Genomic DNA, 15,948 nt, shown 5'->3' with positions numbered 1-15,948 from the left:
CATATCTTCTTCTCAAGATTGTACACAAAAAAGAGGCTCTTGTCTAATTTTATTTATAAAAATTTACGTATTTATAAAAATATCTATTAAATGTTACTGTATAAACAGAATTGATTGCCAACAAATGAAAAGTACATGAAAATTCGGACAAAAAATATACCGCCGAAGCAAATCCGGCGGTACTGTTGTTTTAGTAACTCTTTGAAACGTGCAACTTGCGCACCTTTTTCATCTGCTTGCGTGCAAGAGCTTTTTTCTTCCTGTTAAGGATAGTGGAGGGCTTTTCAAAGTACTCCCGCTTCTTCCATTCGCGGATGATGCCTTCTTTCTCGACCATGCGCTTGAAACGCTTGATTGATTTTTCCAAAGGTTCATTGTCATCTACTTTTACGTATGCCATATTAATTCTCACCCCCCTTCCCGATCACTGGGTCTAAAATGCTTAATCAGCTTGCCGAAAACAACCGTCTCTGTCAAGTATTTCAAGCCAAATATCGCAAGGAACACCTTCCTCTATCTTATTTTCCAGAAAGTTTATCCGCTTCAGTCTTAAGGTCGATCACTGTCAGTTGCAAAGTCGATTGGTTGCGAAAATAGTTTCTCCCGAGACGAAAAGCGATATCTACCACAGAGTCTTTGTCAAAGTCCCTTCCTACCCTCTCCCCTGCTTTCCAATACAACGCCGGCCATTTGTACTGGCCGAAAGCAATCGTAAGGCGCACGTGTTGCGCTCCCCCCTTGTTATTGTTCATAAACTGAATATCTTCAATAACAGCCCCTTCCATCAATAAAACCAGCGGGGGATTCTTTTCGCCATACGGCTCAAAGAACTCAACAACCTTGATAATATCGGGAGTCATGTAAGCCTGGGGAAGCGTGCAGTCGATCGAGACAGTCTCGCCTTCAGCTTCCAGACAATCCATCTGGTCGATTTCCTCCATAACCCGTTTCTTGAAAACAGGAAGGTTTTTCAGATCCATCGAGAATCCACCGGCACAGACATGGCCACCGTAATCAAGGAACAAATCGCTGAAAAGCGAAAGGAATTCACGGACATTGAAATCATCGGGGCTCCGCATGGAAGCTGATACCCTGGATCCTCCTACCGTCGCCAACACCAGAGACGGCGCATTGAACTGCTTGAGCAGCCTGCTTGCCATAACCCCCGTAATTCCGCGGGAAAGAGAAGAATCCTCGACCACCACCAGTTTTGAACCAGTACTCTCAAAGCTTTCCTTTGCCATGGGCAGCATTCTGTCCCAGGCTTCCTCCCCCAGTTTCTGACGCTCCTTGTTCAACCTGACCAACTCCCCTGCCAACTGCTCAGCATGGGAAAGGTCGGGGGACAAAAGCATGTCGGCAGCAACCGAGGGTTTTCCCATCCGTCCGCTTGCGTTTATGATAGGGGAAATCTGCCAGGAGAGATCACTGGTAGAAAGTTGCTTCCCAACGAGGTTCTGCATGGAGAAAAGGGGCAAGAGAGCTTGACGCGTCCCTGCAGTCAATACCTTCAGGCCTCTTTTAACCAGTAACCTATTCTCGTCTTCCATGGGCATCAAGTCTGCAATGGTACCAATGGCAACCAAGTCGAGAATCGATTCATAACCGGTATCGAGAAGAGGATACTTTTTCATGCAATAGGCGATAAAAAGCGTATAGAGAACCTGAAGCTCATCCCGGCCATGCACGCTATACTTCATCGCCCTGCTCATATTGGAGAGTGCAAAAAGGCTTTTCCCCTTGATAACCGGCATGACATTTTCCATCTGTGAACGCATATCGACCAAATGGATGTCGACAGCCTTGCCAAAAGCGAGTCTCAACTGGGCCAGTTCAGAGGGAGCATCGAGCACAAGTATGGGCACATCACAGGAAAGGAACTTAAGTGCCTTGCTCTGTGAAGGAGAAAGCAACCCTGGGTTAATCTCCTCGATCACCCGGTCAATCTCGAGAAGGTTCTCCACCCGGATAGCCTGGATAATGACCGTATCATGACCCGGTTGTGCATGTAAAAGAATGCAGTCCTCGTGATAAAAATCAGTCTGGCTGAACCGTAGCGCCCAAATTACCTTTGCCGCTACCCCACAACCTGCGAGGTGACTGAACGGATACCCGCAGCCGGGAACCTTCGGGTCAATAATTGCAAGCGCGGGGGGGAGTTCTTCGCCACTGATATGGTGATCAAGTACTATGGTGTCTATTCCCAATGACCTCGCATGGGCAATTTCAGCATTGTTAGAAATGCCGCAGTCTACCGTTACGATGAGGGTAATCCCGTCTGCAGCGGCAGCTTCAACGCCATCGATGGTCATACCGTACGGTTCATCCCCATCAGGAAGCTTGTAGGAAACCTCTACCCCCAGTCTCTGGAATTCCTGCACCATAAGCACAGTACTCGTTATTCCATCAACATCGCGGTCACCGAAAACCCGGATTTTTTCACCCTCGGCGACGGCAACATTGAGACGGTCGACTACCTCTTCCATATCGTCGAACAGGAACGGATTATGCAGAAACGTCAATTCATTTTCAAGAAAAAACTTAATCTGCTCGCTTTCGGTCTGGCCACGACGAGCAAGAATTGAAGAACACAACAAGTCAACGCCATACTGCTCGTGCAGGCGCTTGACATCCCGTGAAGAAACCGGACTTTTTTTCCAAAACATATATATACAACCTTACAATAAATATGCAAAAACACTTCAGAGCTCTGTTTGCAACAGACCTCCACTGAGGGTTTTGAGGGCGCCACCGCTTACGATGGCAGCATACCTCAACAGATAGTTCTTGATTCGCAAGGTAGCGGTATCGCTCAATGCAACAAAAACAGCGGATACAAAATCCATGGAAGCAGTTACACTCAGATATTTCCTCGCACCGGGAGGAAGCATCATCGCTGAATCCAATGTAGCACAATCACTGCAACAAGGGGCAGACAATTGTGCATTGAACGAAAGAATTTCATTGCTTTCATATAACCGGTCACATATGGGGCAACGTTCCAAGCCCGACTGGAGACCACAAATAGCAATAAGCTTCCAGACAAACTGGATGAGAATCCGGTTTGCAAGCATCCTGTGAGAGACGAGCATATCCAAAGCCTTGCTCATCAAATCATATTGCTGGGGACTATCACCCCCATGGGTCTTCATGATCATCTCGCAAAAAAACAAAGCGGCATAAGTAGCACCAAGGTCGGAGCGAATTTCATCATGGGTAGCTACTACCTGGACATCGGAAAGTGTATAGCTTTTCTTTACAGGATTATAATAAAGGAAGAACTGGCCATCGACAAAGACCTCGGCCTTCACAGCTTTCACAGATTTCCGGGCCCCATAGGAAACGACATCGATCAAACCAAAATCAACAGTAAGCAATTTCAACTTACGGTGCAGTTGCCCGTACCGTTGGCTATGGACCACAATTGCCAAGGACGATACGTTTCGTTCCATGTAGCCTCCACTTTTTGAGATTAGTTGTAACAAGACAAAACGTCAACTGGTTGGAAGAATCGTCTTGCTGTGATATTCTTCCCACCATGAAACGTCGAATCATGGTAATGGTTTTCCTTGTCTGCCTAACAATGCAGGCATTTTCTTTCAGCATTATGCCCAATGTAAGCAACGATCAACCTTTCGACAGCGAACTTGAGCTTTCCAAAATGGATTTTTCCAAGCCTTTGGCCCAAAATCAAAGCGATTGGATACAGGATTGTACTATCAGCCTGGTCACGATTGGCCCAGGAGACCCCCTCTATGCCTGGTTTGGACACAGCGCCCTGGTTGTTTCCCAACCAAATGGACAGAAGGTCATGTATGATTACGGTATCTTCGACACCAGCCAAAAGCATTTCTACTTGAATTTCGCAAGAGGAAGGATGCTGTATTCTGTTTTTGCAAGTGGGGCGGACTGGAGAATCGAAGATGCAATCGCAGAGAACCGCGATGTCTATTGGACAGATTTAAACCTGTCCGATGAAGCAAAGTTTACAACTGTTCGTTTCCTACAAAACAACACGAAAGAAGGAAACAACACCTATTTATACCATTTCTACAGGGATAATTGCGCAACACGTCTGAGAGACATCATCAATGCAGCGACTCAAAACCAATTCAGGACCTGGGCTGAGAGCCAAGATGCAGGGGGAACCTACCGGTCCCTTGCTGACAGAAGCATTTCCCATAACAAGGCAACCCAATTGTTCCTTGATTTTCTCCAGGGTCATACGGTAGACAAACCAGTGGACCGTTATGATGAAATGTTCCTTCCTGACAGCCTTTACCATTCGGTTCTCGATTTTTCCTATGCAGACGGAACTCCCCTTAGCCAAAATACGTCTGTCCTGAATGATACTGCAGGATTGAATATTCGTTTCGTCCCCTCCCCCAAAAATGTCAGCGACGACGGCTATTTTGCCCTTGCAGGAGTAGGGCTGGGTCTCTTGAGCCTGATTTTGTTACGAAGGGGGAAAAGAAAACTCTGGGCCCTGCTCAATGGAACCGTACTGCTCATCCTATCTGTGCTTGGTACCTTGCTTCTTGGTATGATGACTCTTTCAAACATGGACATGACGTGGTTCAATGAGAACATAGTATTTATCAATCCGCTGCTTTTCTATGCCTGTTTCAAAAGCTTTGGTTTAGCCATATCTAAGAAAAAAGGAGCAGAACCGGTATTGAAGACCTATAGAATCTTTTCAATCCTTATTGTGCTCCTAGTCATTGCAAAGGGACTTTTCCCAGCCCTATGTATCCAGGATAATCTAAACATCATCCTGCTACTTACACCTTTCTATTTGGTCGGGTTTGTCAAGGACGGCTTTTCAAAGCCTTTGCAATTGAGAAAGGAACCATAGGCTCCATTCCCAGCCGTTTGGCAATGAATTTTGCCGGGAACGCGGAAATCTGTCTGTTGAAATTCTCAGATTCACCATTATAGGTCAGAACTGCCTGGGTTAAGGCCGTTTCACAGTCATATAGTTTTTCAAAATAGGCAAGATACAAAAGGTAATCCGGTTCCTGGTATATTTGTTTCTGGAGATTCGACAAAACACTGTCCAGTGAATTGTAGGCCAAGCTTAACCCTTCAATATCCATTTGGGGTGCATACAGTGAAACCGCTGCTGATAAGGGAGCGCCAAGCTCCCCTTTGCTCATCAGAATGGATAATTTCCCAGCGTAGGAAAAGCGAAGATCGATTTGCTCGATTGCATCTTCTCTGGCAGTCTCAACCTTCGCCATATATCGGTTCAACCGCATGACAGTCGAACGGTCAATGACAAGCACAGCCAGTACCAAAAGTACACAAACAACCGCAATGCTGATTACAGCACTGCGGAGGTTTGGAAAATAGGGCTTTTTAGAGGACAATCTTCGTTCCCTTTCCCTCGTATAGGGCACCATAGATGTGCTCGGGATCGGTAATCAGACCGGTATTACCTGTCGATTTAACAAAATCAACGATTGCCTGAACCTTGGGAAGCATACTTCCCGGGGCAAAATGGCCTTCGCTGATGTACTGTTCAGCCTCTGCGATGGTTACTGTATCGAGCGTCTTCTGGTTGGGTTTGCCGTAGTTGAGGCATACTTTCTCGACTGCAGTGGAAATGACAAAGAGATCTGCTTTCAACTGTTTGGCCATTAAAGCTGCTGCAAGATCCTTGTCTATTACGGCTTCGCGTCCATGCAGATAACCATCCTCGTCGCGTACCACGGGAATGCCACCACCACCTCCGGCAATGACGATGATATTGTTATCAAGCAAAGTCTTGATCGTATCGATTTCAACAATTGCCTTCGGCTTGGGACTTGCAACGACGCGACGATACCCACGGCCGGCATCCTCAACAACTTCCCATTTGTCATGTTCCTTGTGGTAATTTGCATCCTCACTGGTCATGAAGGACCCAATAGGTTTTGAGGGCTTCTGGAAAGAAGGATCATTGTCCGATACTTCTACCTGGGTAACGACGGTTGCAACCGAGGGGTGAAGCCCTGCCTTGTTGAATTCGTTATCCAAAGCCATCTGCAACTGATACCCTATTGCACCCTGGGTATCGGCTACGCAGCTATCCAGGGGAACAGTATGCAAGATTGAACGGGAAAACTCAGCACGGAGCAGGATAAACCCTACCTGAGGCCCATTACCGTGTGCAATAACCACCCTGTGTCCAGCCTTGACGAGCTTGACAATGTGTTCTGCTGTTTTTCTTGCAGCCTCATATTGGGCTGAAACCGTTACATGTTTTGCATCCTCAATCAATGAGTTTCCGCCAATGGCGATGACAATCAGCTTGCTATCCATAGCTATATTTCCTTCCTTGGTACGTTTCTTCTTTTTACTTCTTCAGTAACCCTATCATACCACAAATGCAACAAATTGCAACACTTTTTCTCTCTCAGTTGATTTAGGTTTCTTACAGGTACGTCCATTTGACCATACCCCTGTATTTCGTATAGACTCGAGCGGATATGGGGAGAACATGAGAAGAGCATTGGGTCTTGATACGAAAGAAATGTGTTTGTTTGCCCTCTATTTTGCTAGTATGACTTTTACTTCCTTATTTGTTTTTCAAGGTTTTTTCGCACTCCTTGATACCCCTTTATGCTAACTTGGAGTCAAATGGCTAAGAGAAGAGGATTAGATACTTTCCTTCCTTGCAAAGTTTGATTACTTTTATGGTGGAGGGGCAAAGAACCCTTCCATTTTACTTTTATTTAACGGAGGCGCTATGTCTGAACAGGAACTCATGCCCATCGAGCAACTGCTTCCCAATAATTTGTTTATCCTTCCGGTAACGGGCAATCCCGTATTCCCCGGATTGTTCACACCCCTGATGATCACGGATAACCAGGATGTCGATATCGTAAACCAGGCTATCAAGCATGGCGGTTACCTTGGCCTTCTCTTGGTCAGAGACGAATTGGAACAAGAGGAATATACCAAGGATAATCTGTATACAGTGGGAACCGTCGCCAAAATCGTAAAGAAAATAAAACTCCCTGACGGCGGGATCAGTATTTTCATATCTACTCTCAAGAGGTTTGAAACCAAACAATACTACCCTAGCGGCCCCTATCTGGTGGCCGAGGTTTCCTATCTTGAAGACATCGAGGACGAACCGGAAGAGTTACGTGCCTGGACCAGACTTCTGCTTACGGAAATGAAACAATTAACCAAAAACAATCAGCTCTTCAGTGAAGAGATGCGGTTGAATATGGTAAATATCGACCATCCGGGCAAACTCGCTGATTTTATTTCAAGCATCCTCAACGTCGAAAGAAAAGAACAACAGGGAATCCTTGAGACCCTGGTCGTTCGCAAACGTATTGAAAAAGTATTGGTCTTCATCAAAAACGAGCAGAACATCGCCCTTGTGCAGGAAAAAATCCAGGCTAGGGTCAATCAGAAGATCGAGAAAAACCAACGAGAATATTTTTTGAGGGAAGAGTTAAAAAGCATTCAGGCCGAACTCGGAATGACAACCAACCCCAAGGTTGAATTGATCAATCGCCTCAAAAACAAGTTCAAGGGTCTTCCCCTCCCCCAGGAAGCCGAGGAAACGGTAAGCAGGGAGATGGCACGCCTTGAGGCAATGGATCCAAGCAGCCCCGAATATTCTATTAGCAGAACCTATCTTGAAATCATCTCCGACCTTCCCTGGAAAGAACCGAAGAGCGAGAATTTCAGCATAGAATCTGCCAGGAAAATACTCGAACATGACCATTATGGACTAAAAGAAGTCAAAGACAGAATCCTTGAGTTCCTTGCAGTCCGCAAAAAGAAAAAAGATACAAAAGGCTCGATCATCTGCCTTGTCGGCCCTCCGGGAGTCGGTAAGACAAGTGTTGGAATCTCCATTGCCCGTGCCCTGAAAAAGCAATATTTCCGTTTCTCGGTTGGCGGCATGAATGACGAAAGCGAGATAAAAGGCCATCGGCGAACTTATATCGGGGCAATGCCCGGAAAGATTATCCAGGGTCTTAGGATAACCAAGACGAAAAACCCTGTATTCCTCATCGATGAAATCGACAAGATGGGGGTATCCTATCAGGGCGACCCAGCCAGTGCCTTGCTCGAGGTTCTCGACCCTGAGCAGAACACCACGTTCAGGGACAATTACCTCGATCTCCCCTTCGATGCTTCTGAGATCCTTTTCATCTGTACGGCAAACACTCTGGAAACCATTCCCAGACCGTTGCTCGACCGTATGGAAATTATTGAACTATCCGGTTATACCAGTGACGAGAAACTCGCCATCGGGAAAAAGTACCTTGTTCCCAAATCCTTGGAGAAACATGGCCTCACCAAAGCAGAGATTAAGTATTCCCCAGCCATCCTACGCAAAATAGCTGACGAATATGCCAGGGAAGCGGGAGTCAGGAATTTCGAAAAATCGTTGCATAAGATCAATCGAAAGGTTGCCCTTATGATTGAAGAAAATCCCGATACCAAACTTCCCGTTGTCATTGACAACGAGAACCTTGAACTGTTTTTGGGCCAGCCTGTCTTCGTCGAGGATGAGATCCTCAAGGCAGACAAACCGGGTATGGCAATCGGGTTGGCCTGGACGAGCATGGGTGGTGACACACTTATCATCGAAGCCCAGAATGTCCCTGGCAAGGGCGATTTGAAACTGACCGGTCAGCTTGGGGATGTGATGCAGGAATCGGTAAACATTGCCTATACCTGGATTAAAGCCCATGCGAAGGAGCACAAGATTGATAAGTCCTGGTTTGAGAACAACTCAATCCATCTCCATGTTCCCGAAGGTGCTACCCCTAAGGATGGCCCCTCAGCAGGAGTAACCATGACTGTCGCCCTGTACTCATTGGTAACCAACCAGATAATCAAGGAAAACCTTGCAATGACCGGTGAACTTTCGCTTAAGGGCAAAGTCATGCCGATCGGAGGATTGAAGGAGAAAGTCCTCGCTGCCAGGAGAAACAAGATTGACACCATCCTTATACCCCAGTTCAACAAACGTGACCTGGATAAACTCGATGCTACAGTCAAGGAAGGAATTACCTTCCATCTTGTCGGTAACATTGAAGAAGTCCTGACCCATGCCTTCCCCAAGGATAACGAGCGGGTTGCAATGGAACCAATTGAACAACCTGGTATCAATACCAGTGAGTTGGCTTCGATATCCGCGGCAGTTGCCAAGGCTGTCGGGGAGGTTCTGCGTGAGCGTTGAGCTACTGAGCCCGGCCGGAAACTTTGAAAAGCTGGCCGTGGCTTTCGATTACGGCGCAGATGCAGCCTATATGGGGCTTTCAGATTTTTCCCTTCGGGCAAATGCACATAACTTTGGTGAGGGAGACCTTGCCAAAGTTGTTGCTTTAAAGCAAAAAACCGGAAAAAAACTCTACTGTGCCATGAATATCCTGTTTCATGAGGACCAGATCCAAGACTTGAAACAACAGATACCTGAAATCAAAAAATGGCCTTTCGATGCATTCATAATCAGTGATATTGGGCTGGTCCCGATCATACGCGAGGCATTCGGCGATTCGGTAGAGCTTCATCTTTCTACCCAGGCCAGTTGCATGAACAGTAGCAGTGCTTCGGTGTATCGGTCCCTAGGCTTTTCCCGGGTTATTTTAGGACGTGAGACCTCCCTTTCTGAAATCAGGAAGATTAAGGATGCTGTTCCCGATCTGCAATTGGAAACCTTCGTGCACGGGGCTATGTGTATGGCATACTCCGGTCGTTGCCTTCTTTCCAGTTTCCTTACTGGACGAAGTGGCAACCAAGGGGATTGTTCCCATACTTGTCGCTGGGATTACCAGCTATTGCAAAGCGGGAACCTTGCCTTGGAAGAGAAACAGCGACCCGGGGTCTACTATCCTATCAGTGAGCAGGATGGGTATACGACTATCCTTTCTTCCAAGGATCTTTGCATGATCGACCATGTCAAAGACCTTGTAGATGCAGGGATCGATTCATTGAAAATTGAAGGCCGTATGAAAAGCCCCTACTATGTAGCGGTAGTCACCCGTGCCTACAAGAAAGCGATGGAAGCCCTGGAAACCGGTGATGCTAGCTGGATGGAATATCGGGATGACCTGATGAATATCAGCCATCGTGAGTATTCTACAGGTTTCTTCTATGGACATGGACCTGTTGACCCTGCAATGGGAGAATCCATAGATACAAGCACCCAGTCAGGATACCTTCGGGACTACCTATTCTGTGGCTTTATAAACGAGGAAGTACAAGAACATGTCTGGTCGATGGATTTACGAAACCAAATCAAGGTCGGACAAACCCTTGAATATATAGGTAACGATGTCTTGAAACTTGAAGACTCCGACTTTATCCTGCTAGATGAAAAGTTCCAGGAAGTTTTTCAGGCTGACCATTGTAAAGTCCAGTACTTGAAAACAGAACTACCGGTAAAAAAAGGATATATCATTCGCCGTGAAATCGGAAAATAAGAGGTAGTATGCGAAAGACAATTGCCTTTGTTTTGCTGTTTGTTTTCCTTGTCCTGCATACCTCAGCAGCACAGACTGTTACGGACAGCTATGCGTTTCTCCAAGGTATCCCGCTGTATTCACAGTTGTTGGAAGAAACGAAAAACACAGGCAATTTCGAACAAGCAAAACAGATCAGATCAGAGATCCTGGCAATGCCTTCCTCTTCCCTTGACGCAACACAACGCGTGGTGCTGGAAATCAAAGCAGATACTGCGCTGGCTAGGATGTGTATAGAGGTCGAACCCAAGCAAATTCCTTATGCCAAGGAATTGCTGGGGGAAGCTGAAACAAAGGCCGGCACTTTGGGCAAAGACACTCTCTACTCGTATTGTGCACTCGCAGATATCAATGGCATATGGTATCTGATTAGCTCCTTAAACCTTTCCCGGGGAATTGCAAGTTCCAAGCTGATAGGAAAAGCCTATACAAACTTTCCAACGGAGACGACGGCAATTCTTTTAAAGGCGAACAGTATGTTATACTCACCATCCATATCCCAAAACAGTATCAAGGAAGCCTTATCTATGTTTTTGGAAGTACTACGACAAAAAAAGGATTCCCTTGCGAAATGGGACCTTGCCAACGTATATAGCGGAATAGGAATAGCCTGTTACAAACTTGGTGATCTTGGTAATGCCTCAGGCTACCTGAAAGCAGCAAAAGCACTCTATGGTTTAGACAATATGCTTGATGAATATCTTGCAGAATTGGAGAAAACAAACTGATGCTTATATTCTCATTCATACTTTTGCTAGTAGGATGCTATGCAGCCATACTCTCCACTACAAATAAAAAAAGGCTCATACAGCTCAATGCAACTGAAAAAACAGAATTGTCCCCTTTTATAAGTATCGTCATTCCAGCCAGGAACGAAGAAACAACGATTGAACAATGTGTCAGATCCATGATGGAACAAAGCTACACAAACCTGGAAATCCTTGTACTTGATGATAATTCAACTGATGGGACGGCTGATAAAGTCCTTGCCCTGCAAAAAGAAGATACGCGTGTACGATATATCAGAGGAAGGGAGCTAAACGATGGATGGAGGGGAAAACTCTTTGCGATGCAACAGCTCTTTGAAGAAAGCAAAGGTGAATTCCTGTTGTTTACCGATTGTGATACGGTTCATGGAATACATAGTGTCCAGTTCGGCTTGAACGTACTGGTCAAGCATAAGGCTTCCCTGTTGAGTGGCTATCCCCTGCAGAGAAGCACAGGAATATTCACATGGACACTCATCAGTGTAATGATATTGAATACCGTGCTCTATCTGCCCATAAAACTGCAGGAAAAATTACAATTTCCAGGATTTTCCATGGCCATCGGACAATATCTGTTCATTCGAAAATCTGCCCTTATTGCCATTGGCGGATTTTCTACCATGAAAAACGTAATTTGCGATGATGTCATGCTTGCCCGTACTTTTGCGAGAAACGGCCATAAACAGATGTTTGCCGATTTAAAAAACAATGTATCCTGTACCATGTATACTTCGTTCAAAGATTCTTTCAAAGGTACGGAAAGAAGCATAACGGGGGTAATCAAACAATCGGTACCAATGTTTTTCGCGATATTCGTTGCAGCAATGCTGCTTATTGGATGTGCTTTTTCACTTCCCTTTTCAGCTGTCCTGCTTGTAATTTCCAAAGACAATCCGGCTGTATTGTTACCAGGAACCCTTGCTTTGGTAGGTTCGTTTCTCCTGTTTGGCTCATGGATCAGGATGGCCTTGTTCCATGGATATCCCTTTAAGGTAGCCATCATGGGCCCACTGTCATTCCTTTTTGTAGTCAGTATGTATATTCACGGGTATTATCTGAGGGTTAGCGGAAAAGGTTTTGTATGGAAAGACAGAAAAATAACATAATAAACAGCATTTGGGGCGTTTATTTTGAGTTTATCTCTTGCACTAAATAAAAAGCATGGTAGAATAAGGTAACCTAGACCAACGGAGGATTCCATGACTATTCACGAGCAAATCGTTGCACAGTATGAAACCTACCTTGCAGAAAACCAGAAGTTTTCTGAGAAAGGTATAAAGGTATCGGCAGCTAGAGCCCGTAAGGCACTGGCCGAAATTGCTAAGCTTTGTAAAGAAAGAAGAAAGGAAATTCAGGACGAAAAGACTGAATAGTACTTATGCTTCAAGTTTAATGGCGTCCCGCATGGGGCGCTTTTTTTGTACTGGACATTGCTTTTAGTTTGAATGATTTTTTTTACATAGCTATTGCATCAGAAAGAACAGATACTAGCAACTTGAGAAGAAGTTTTTACCTTAGGTTCACAAACTAGTCAAGAAGAACAAGGAATACTCTATGATGAAAGCTCAAATCAATCTTATTACGATTTGGACAAATACTATTGATAAAATGAAAAATTTCTATAATCAAGTACTCGGATTTACCATTGAAAATGACCTTGGCAAGTATGTTGAATTTGAAAACGATGGAGCAAGATTTGCAATTTGTATGAGAGATGTTATGTATGCCTATAGCAGTGAATATAGGAAAGCGTCATTTGGACAGAGCTTTGAACTTGCTTTCCCCTGTGAAAATCGTAAACGATGTTGATGAATCGTTTACGATGATAATCTCAAAAGGAGCAACTTCTATTCGCGAACCACAAAACATGCCTTGGAATCAAAGAACAGCACTGTTTGCAGACCCAGATGGCAATATACATGAAATTTTTGCAGAAATTACCTAATACGTAGTTTTTGTATTGAAATGGCCTGCCCCCTACCGGAGACAGGCCATTTTTCCAGAAACTGTAGAAAAAAGTCTTTAGAGGAAGGACTTAAGCAAGGCAAGGTGTTTATTGCCTTTCTCGATCTTCTCTTCAAATTCGGCCTTCTTGCCCTGCTCCTTGGCAATTGCCTCTTCCTTGGCGTTGTTCAGGAATTTCTCATTGGAGAGTTTCTTCAACACACCTTCAAGGCTAGCCGTATTTTTCTGCAAGTCAGATTTCAGACGATCTATTTCCTTTTCAAGGTCTATGGCCTCTCGAACAAAGACATAGGATTCATAGCCTGTCCCAGCAACAGGGAAAGCTCCCTGCACATCTGTCTTACCGTCATTGTCAATCAACAATTCGCTTGCATTGACAAAGGAAGCAATAAGGCATTTCTCTTCTGCAAAGAAATCACTCGCAACAAAATCTTTGTCACATTTGATAACCACACGGATTTTCTTCTCGATCGGAATACCCAATTCACTGCGAACAGCCCTGAGTGAGGTAACTGCTTCCTGCATACGCGATACCATCAGAGCATCATCCTTGAAACTCCTCTCTTCTGTGAAAACAGGATAGCGGCTGGTGATCAGGCTATCATGTACGTTCGGAAGTTTCTGATAGATTTCCTCGGAGATAAAGCTAACAAAAGGATGCATCAGACGCATTGATTCGGCCAACAAATCAAGAAGGATGGTTACACAACGATCCTTGACTGCCTGGTCCTCGCTATAGAGATTGTGCTTTGCACTCTCAACATACCAGTCACAGAAGTCGTTCCAGAAGAAATCATAGATAGCCTGTGCCCCATCATTGAATTTATACCCCTGCATCGCAACCTTAACCTTCAAAGTGGCTTCGTTGAGCTGGTTATAAATCCATTTGTCCATGGTGGTAAGGGTAAGTTCCTTACTATCGAGGAGGTTTGCCCCCTCAAGATTCATGAGCAGGAACCTTGCGGCGTTCCATATCTTGTTTGCAAAACGGGAACCCATCCTGAAGGAATCCATATCGATAAGGATATCCTGTCCTTGGGTTGCCATATAGCAAAGGGTAAACTTCATTGCATCGGCACCATACTGGTCGATGACCTCCAAAGGATCAATGCCATTGCCGAGGCTCTTGGACATTTTCCTACCCTGCTTGTCCCGCACGAGACCGGTAATGTAAATATCTTTGAAAGGCACCTCACCCAAGAATTCCAGGGATGCCATGATCATCCGGGCAACCCAGAAGAAAATGATGTCATAACCGGTAACCAAGGTACTGGTAGGGAAGAATTTCTCAAGGTCTGCTGTTTTGTCAGGCCAGCCAAGGGTGCTGAACGGCCAGAGCCAGGAGCTGAACCAGGTATCGAGCACATCGGTTTCCTGCCTGAGGTTTTTCGAACCGCATTTCGGACATTCGGTGGCATCGTCACGGGAAACAATCACTTCGCCGCAATCTTCACAATACCAGACCGGGATTCTATGCCCCCACCAGAGCTGGCGGCTAATACACCAGTCATGGATGTTTTCGAGCCAATGGGAATAGGTGTTCTCCCAACGTCTGGGATAGAAAGTGAATTCATCGTTCTTCCAGGCTGCAAGGGCTTTGTCAGCCATACCCTTCATAGAGACAAACCACTGGTTGGAAAGGTATGGTTCAATGACTGTAGAACAGCGATAGCAATGTCCTACCTCATGGTTATGCTCGACTTCCTTGCCCAAGACACCCAGTGCCCTAAGATCCTCGACAACCAGTTTGCGGGCATCGGTAGCCGGAAGATTACGATATTTCTCAGGGCAATTCTCATTGAGGGTGCCATCACCATTGAGCACATTGATAGCAGGGAGATTGTGCCGTTTACCACATTGCCAGTCGTTAGGATCATGGGCAGGGGTAATCTTTACCATTCCGGTACCAAAGGAAAGGTCGACAAAACTATCGGCAATGATGGGAATCTTCCGATCGGTAAGGGGAAGATCGAGCATAGTCCCGATCAAGGACGTATATCGTTCATCATCAGGGTTTACCGCAACAGCCACATCCCCGAACATGGTCTCAGGTCGGGTAGTCGCAACGGTTATATAGCCAGACCCATCACTGTAAGGATAACGGATATCCCATAGTTTTCCAGGTAATTCCTTATATTCGACTTCGTCATCGGCCAAGGCAGTCCCGCATTTGGGACAATAATTGACCAGATATTCGCCTTTATAGATAAGGCCACGCTCATACAGCGTAACAAAGGATTCCCTTACAGCCCTACTGAGGCCTTCATCCATGGTGAATCGCTCATGTTCCCAGTCACAGCTGCTTCCGATTTTTTCAAGCTGGCTTTTGATTATATCGTGGTGTTTTTCCTTGACCGCCCAGGTACGTTCCAAAAACTTGTCCCGTCCCAAGTCCTGACGACGCAACCCTTCCTTGGCAAGCTGGCGTTCTACCACATTCTGGGTAGCAATCCCTGCATGGTCGGTTCCGGGGACCCAAAGGGTCGGTCGGCCGGTCATCCGGTAATACCTGGTAAGAATATCCTGGAGGGAATTGTTCAGGGCATGGCCCATATGCAGGATTCCCGTAACATTCGGAGGGGGCATGACAATGGTAAAGGCCTCGCCTTCACCCTCGTTCGGTCGAAACATTCCTTCTTTTTCCCAGACCTCGTACACACGATCCTCAAAGTCTTTTGGATCATAGGCCTTTGGCAATTCGACAGCCTTCACAATACGCCTCCTGACAGCGAAAAATA

Annotated in this window: 14 protein-coding genes; 8 read left to right on the top strand and 6 right to left on the bottom strand. The window is 45.7% G+C overall.

The window, feature by feature from the left end; all coding sequences use genetic code 11:
- Positions 1 to 190: 190 nt before the first annotated feature.
- The 3 genes from rpsU to recO all read right to left on the bottom strand — a co-directional run bounded on the left by rpsU (position 191) and on the right by recO (position 3,452).
- Complete coding sequence (rpsU, locus tag SPIGRAPES_RS00610) at positions 191 to 400, bottom strand: 30S ribosomal protein S21 (protein WP_014268838.1); 210 nt, start codon at positions 398 to 400, stop codon at positions 191 to 193.
- A 118-nt stretch (positions 401 to 518) separates the two neighbouring features.
- Positions 519 to 2,666: a single-stranded-DNA-specific exonuclease RecJ gene (recJ, locus tag SPIGRAPES_RS00605; RefSeq protein ID WP_014268837.1), complete on the bottom strand. Its 2,148-nt coding sequence runs from the start codon at positions 2,664 to 2,666 to the stop codon at positions 519 to 521.
- Positions 2,667 to 2,702: 36 nt separating this feature from the next.
- Complete coding sequence (gene recO, locus SPIGRAPES_RS00600; protein WP_014268836.1) at positions 2,703 to 3,452, bottom strand: DNA repair protein RecO; 750 nt, start codon at positions 3,450 to 3,452, stop codon at positions 2,703 to 2,705.
- Positions 3,453 to 3,538: 86 nt separating this feature from the next.
- Between recO and SPIGRAPES_RS00595 the strand changes: the two genes are divergently transcribed.
- Positions 3,539 to 4,855 carry an Lnb N-terminal periplasmic domain-containing protein gene (locus SPIGRAPES_RS00595; RefSeq protein ID WP_014268835.1) on the top strand — a complete coding sequence of 439 codons (1,317 nt, stop codon included), beginning with the start codon at positions 3,539 to 3,541 and terminating at the stop codon, positions 4,853 to 4,855.
- Here SPIGRAPES_RS00595 and SPIGRAPES_RS00590 read toward each other — a convergent pair.
- Both SPIGRAPES_RS00590 and arcC read right to left on the bottom strand, forming a co-directional pair.
- Complete coding sequence (locus tag SPIGRAPES_RS00590) at positions 4,809 to 5,369, bottom strand: LemA family protein (protein WP_050805739.1); 561 nt, start codon at positions 5,367 to 5,369, stop codon at positions 4,809 to 4,811. The genes SPIGRAPES_RS00595 and SPIGRAPES_RS00590 overlap by 47 nt on opposite strands.
- Positions 5,359 to 6,303, bottom strand: coding sequence for a carbamate kinase (gene arcC / locus SPIGRAPES_RS00585; RefSeq protein ID WP_014268833.1), 945 nt, complete (start codon positions 6,301 to 6,303; stop codon positions 5,359 to 5,361). Before arcC ends, SPIGRAPES_RS00590 begins: the two co-directional genes overlap by 11 nt.
- Before the next feature lie 427 nt (positions 6,304 to 6,730).
- On the opposite strand from arcC, the gene lon reads away from it, so the two are divergent.
- The 7 genes from lon (at position 6,731) to SPIGRAPES_RS17540 (ending at position 13,190) form a co-directional block, all read left to right on the top strand.
- Positions 6,731 to 9,196, top strand: a complete 2,466-nt coding sequence (gene lon / locus SPIGRAPES_RS00580; protein WP_014268832.1) for an endopeptidase La — start codon at positions 6,731 to 6,733, stop codon at positions 9,194 to 9,196.
- Positions 9,186 to 10,439 carry a U32 family peptidase gene (locus SPIGRAPES_RS00575; RefSeq protein WP_014268831.1) on the top strand — a complete coding sequence of 418 codons (1,254 nt, stop codon included), beginning with the start codon at positions 9,186 to 9,188 and terminating at the stop codon, positions 10,437 to 10,439. The genes lon and SPIGRAPES_RS00575 overlap by 11 nt, the downstream gene beginning before the upstream one ends.
- A gap of 8 nt (positions 10,440 to 10,447) precedes the next feature.
- The gene (locus tag SPIGRAPES_RS00570; protein ID WP_014268830.1) at positions 10,448 to 11,206 is read left to right on the top strand and encodes a hypothetical protein; all 759 of its coding nucleotides are present in this window, start codon (positions 10,448 to 10,450) and stop codon (positions 11,204 to 11,206) included.
- Complete coding sequence (locus SPIGRAPES_RS00565) at positions 11,206 to 12,351, top strand: glycosyltransferase family 2 protein (protein WP_014268829.1); 1,146 nt, start codon at positions 11,206 to 11,208, stop codon at positions 12,349 to 12,351. The genes SPIGRAPES_RS00570 and SPIGRAPES_RS00565 overlap by 1 nt, the downstream gene beginning before the upstream one ends.
- A 93-nt stretch (positions 12,352 to 12,444) precedes the next feature.
- A complete protein-coding gene (locus SPIGRAPES_RS17125) occupies positions 12,445 to 12,618 on the top strand; it encodes a hypothetical protein (RefSeq protein ID WP_014268828.1) in 174 nt (57 codons plus the stop codon).
- Between the two features lie 181 nt (positions 12,619 to 12,799).
- Positions 12,800 to 13,054 carry a VOC family protein gene (locus tag SPIGRAPES_RS17195; RefSeq protein WP_215904761.1) on the top strand — a complete coding sequence of 85 codons (255 nt, stop codon included), beginning with the start codon at positions 12,800 to 12,802 and terminating at the stop codon, positions 13,052 to 13,054.
- Positions 12,960 to 13,190 carry a VOC family protein gene (locus tag SPIGRAPES_RS17540; RefSeq protein ID WP_425358209.1) on the top strand — a complete coding sequence of 77 codons (231 nt, stop codon included), beginning with the start codon at positions 12,960 to 12,962 and terminating at the stop codon, positions 13,188 to 13,190. The genes SPIGRAPES_RS17195 and SPIGRAPES_RS17540 overlap by 95 nt, the downstream gene beginning before the upstream one ends.
- Positions 13,191 to 13,267: 77 nt before the next feature.
- Here SPIGRAPES_RS17540 and SPIGRAPES_RS00555 read toward each other — a convergent pair whose 3' ends face one another.
- On the bottom strand, positions 13,268 to 15,922 hold the full coding sequence (locus SPIGRAPES_RS00555; RefSeq protein WP_014268826.1) for a valine--tRNA ligase: 2,655 nt from the start codon (positions 15,920 to 15,922) through the stop codon (positions 13,268 to 13,270).
- Positions 15,923 to 15,948: the final 26 nt, after the last annotated feature.

This window comes from Sphaerochaeta pleomorpha str. Grapes (genome assembly GCF_000236685.1).
GTDB lineage: Bacteria > Spirochaetota > Spirochaetia > Sphaerochaetales > Sphaerochaetaceae > Sphaerochaeta > Sphaerochaeta pleomorpha.
This window is presented reverse-complemented; position numbering and strand designations above follow the sequence as displayed.

What these genes read in the sequence shown, in the direction of transcription:
- recJ (WP_014268837.1), bottom strand. Translation starts at nt 2,666, where the DNA reads ATGTTTTGGAAAAAAAGTCCGGTTTCTTCACGGGATGTCAAGCGCCTG.
- SPIGRAPES_RS17195 (WP_215904761.1), top strand. Translation starts at nt 12,800, where the DNA reads ATGATGAAAGCTCAAATCAATCTTATTACGATTTGGACAAATACTATT.
- arcC (WP_014268833.1), bottom strand. Translation starts at nt 6,303, where the DNA reads ATGGATAGCAAGCTGATTGTCATCGCCATTGGCGGAAACTCATTGATT.
- SPIGRAPES_RS00595 (WP_014268835.1), top strand. Translation starts at nt 3,539, where the DNA reads ATGAAACGTCGAATCATGGTAATGGTTTTCCTTGTCTGCCTAACAATG.
- recO (WP_014268836.1), bottom strand. Translation starts at nt 3,452, where the DNA reads ATGGAACGAAACGTATCGTCCTTGGCAATTGTGGTCCATAGCCAACGG.
- SPIGRAPES_RS17540 (WP_425358209.1), top strand. Translation starts at nt 12,960, where the DNA reads ATGTTATGTATGCCTATAGCAGTGAATATAGGAAAGCGTCATTTGGAC.
- rpsU (WP_014268838.1), bottom strand. Translation starts at nt 400, where the DNA reads ATGGCATACGTAAAAGTAGATGACAATGAACCTTTGGAAAAATCAATC.
- SPIGRAPES_RS00570 (WP_014268830.1), top strand. Translation starts at nt 10,448, where the DNA reads ATGCGAAAGACAATTGCCTTTGTTTTGCTGTTTGTTTTCCTTGTCCTG.
- lon (WP_014268832.1), top strand. Translation starts at nt 6,731, where the DNA reads ATGTCTGAACAGGAACTCATGCCCATCGAGCAACTGCTTCCCAATAAT.
- SPIGRAPES_RS17125 (WP_014268828.1), top strand. Translation starts at nt 12,445, where the DNA reads ATGACTATTCACGAGCAAATCGTTGCACAGTATGAAACCTACCTTGCA.
- SPIGRAPES_RS00565 (WP_014268829.1), top strand. Translation starts at nt 11,206, where the DNA reads ATGCTTATATTCTCATTCATACTTTTGCTAGTAGGATGCTATGCAGCC.